This is a genomic window from Streptomyces sp. NPDC001832, assembly GCF_040297265.1.
Classification (GTDB): domain Bacteria; phylum Actinomycetota; class Actinomycetes; order Streptomycetales; family Streptomycetaceae; genus Streptomyces.
In genome coordinates this window covers 1-1,998 of record NZ_JBEOYU010000087.1, presented here as the reverse complement: position 1 = coordinate 1,998, position 1,998 = coordinate 1, and the positions used below count along the sequence as shown (strand labels likewise).

3 protein-coding genes, 1 tRNA gene and 1 pseudogene are annotated in these 1,998 nt (G+C 69.2%); 3 read left to right on the top strand and 2 right to left on the bottom strand.

The features are described 5' to 3' along the window. Positions 1-498: hypothetical protein (locus ABT115_RS30685; protein ID WP_351796737.1), on the bottom strand; the 498-nt coding region annotated here is incomplete at its 3' end. Between the two features lie 268 nt (positions 499-766). Between ABT115_RS30685 and ABT115_RS30680 the strand changes: the two genes are divergently transcribed. Then, positions 767-861, top strand: a tRNA-OTHER gene (locus ABT115_RS30680). A gap of 87 nt (positions 862-948) precedes the next feature. Here ABT115_RS30680 and ABT115_RS30675 read toward each other — a convergent pair. After that, entirely contained in the window at positions 949-1,146 is a 198-nt protein-coding gene (locus ABT115_RS30675) for a hypothetical protein (RefSeq protein ID WP_351796734.1), read from the bottom strand. A gap of 357 nt (positions 1,147-1,503) precedes the next feature. Here ABT115_RS30675 and ABT115_RS30670 point away from each other — a divergent pair, with 357 nt between their 5' ends. Both ABT115_RS30670 and ABT115_RS30990 read left to right on the top strand, forming a co-directional pair. Further along, positions 1,504-1,869 carry a DDE-type integrase/transposase/recombinase gene (locus tag ABT115_RS30670; RefSeq protein WP_351796731.1) on the top strand — a complete coding sequence of 122 codons (366 nt, stop codon included), beginning with the start codon at positions 1,504-1,506 and terminating at the stop codon, positions 1,867-1,869. Next, a pseudogene (locus ABT115_RS30990) lies at positions 1,803-1,998 on the top strand (kynureninase/PvdN C-terminal domain-containing protein); the annotation flags it as partial. The gene ABT115_RS30670 and the pseudogene ABT115_RS30990, both read left to right, overlap by 67 nt.

Genomic DNA, 1,998 nt, shown 5'->3' with positions numbered 1-1,998 from the left:
CTTCGGCGTGCCCGCGGGCTTGGTGCCCTTCTCCGGCGCCGGGCAGTGACCCGTCTGCTCGCCGATGCTGTTGATCTCCGCGTTCGAGCGCGGGTCACCGGCGTAATCGATCTGGTTGGTGCAGCTCGCCCCGGGCTTCTTCGGCGTGCCCGCGGGCTTGGTGCCCTTCTCCGGCGCCGGGCAGTGACCCGTCTGCTCGCCGATGCTGTTGATCTCCGCGTTCGAGCGCGGGTCGCCCGCGTAATCGATCTGGTTGGTGCAGCTCGCCCCGGGCTTCTTCGCGGTGCCCGACCCCGTGGTGCCGGCGGAGCCGTCGCCGGTCTTGGCGGCGGAGGAACCGGGCTGGGCACCGTTCGCGGAGCCGGCCGACGAACTGACGGTGCTGGAAGGGCTGGAGGAGGACGAGGCGCTGTCCGAGCCGCTGCCGCTACAGGCCGTGAGCGACAGACCGGCGGCCACACCGGCGACAGCGAGCATCGAGAACGTGCGAACGCGCATCAGTTTCCCCCTTGGGATGGGTCCCGCTCCTGGTGAGCGGGCCTTGCGACTATCCAGACAGAGCCGTCGTGACCCCAGTTGCGCGGCAGCCGACGCTGTGACATTCCTGTGACAAGGCGGGCGGATAGGCCTAACCAACGGGCCGGAACCGGGCGGGAGTAGCGGCTGGGGTGGCCTGCGCCGCCGGGCCCGTCAGCGCCGTGTCAACGCTGCCTGGCAGTCTCTTCCCTGTGAACGGCACCAAGCACCGCCCCGGAGCCCGGAGCGAGGAGAGGTGCCCGGAGTGGTTGATCGGGGAGCGGCGAGCACGGCTCGGGGTCGGATCCGCAAGGGTCCACGCAGGTTCGAATCCTGCCCTCTCCGCAAACCCCGCGGTCACCGGGCGGATTACCGCTGCCGCATGCGCCTGGTCGCATCGGCCGGGCCGCCGACCGGTGCTCCGAGGTGCTCTCACTCGGCGGGGAACGATTCCAGGAGGCTCTGTACGATCTTCGAGAGCCTGCAATGTGGGGCCAGCTGGTTCAGCAGCGTGAGTGCGTCGGGCAGCGAGGCGGCGTAGACGGCCTGCGTCTGCTCTGCCCCCTCCAGATCGAACAGGAACGAGGGCTCCCCGGGACGCGCCCACACCGTCAGCGTCAGCGGGACCATGTACACCTCGCCCGCCCCGGTCCATACGGTGTAACCGGCGGCCTTGAGTGCTTCTGTGTAGTCGCGGTACTCATCGGCTTGCTCCGCGACTGAGTCCTGAGCAAGGCTCCACTGGCCCGCCTTGAGAACCCACGCCGCTGGCTCGCCGGGATGTCGCTCATCTACGCCCCCTCTGACGGTCCGTGTCCCCCCAGTTCTAGCGGCATGTCCCCCGGGCGTATGGGACAACAGCTGATCTCACACGCGTGACGGCCGGATCAACCGTCCTGATACGCGCGGAGGCCCCCCAAGCCAAGGCAGCTGGAGGTGGGCCGCCGCATGCGGCGTCGGGTCGCCGGCCACTGAACCGGCAGGGCCATGCGACGCTGCACCGTCGAGCGTCTCATGCGCGAACTCGGCATCCAGGGCGCGATCCGCGGCAAACACGTGGTCACCACGCTCCCCGGCGGGCAGGTCGACCGGGCTCCGGACCGCCTCGACCGTAACTTCGTCGCCCAGGCCCCGAACCGGTGCTGGGTGGCGGACTTCACCCACGTGAAGACCTGGTCCGCGACCGTGTATGTCGCGTTCGTCGTGGACACCTTCTCCCGGCGCATCCTCGGCTGGTCCGCAGCCACGGTGAAGGAGACCGTCTTCGTCCTGGGAGTGCTGCGACTACACCAGCGCCTTCGGCAACAACGTCATGCCAGGTCGCGCTGCGGTGTGCGGACGCCGGCGAGGTGATGGGGCGTCTGATCGCGGAGGGTGTCGCCGGCGACTTCAGTGCGCCTGACGTGCTGCGGTTCGGATTCACGCCGCTCTACCTGGGGTTCACGGAAGTGAAGCGGGCCGCGCGGGTATTGGCGACGATCT

Excerpts from the sequence above, each read along its gene's own strand:
- ABT115_RS30675 (WP_351796734.1), bottom strand. The coding sequence starts at position 1,146 with ATGGTCCCGCTGACGCTGACGGTGTGGGCGCGTCCCGGGGAGCCCTCG.
- ABT115_RS30670 (WP_351796731.1), top strand. The coding sequence starts at position 1,504 with ATGCGACGCTGCACCGTCGAGCGTCTCATGCGCGAACTCGGCATCCAG.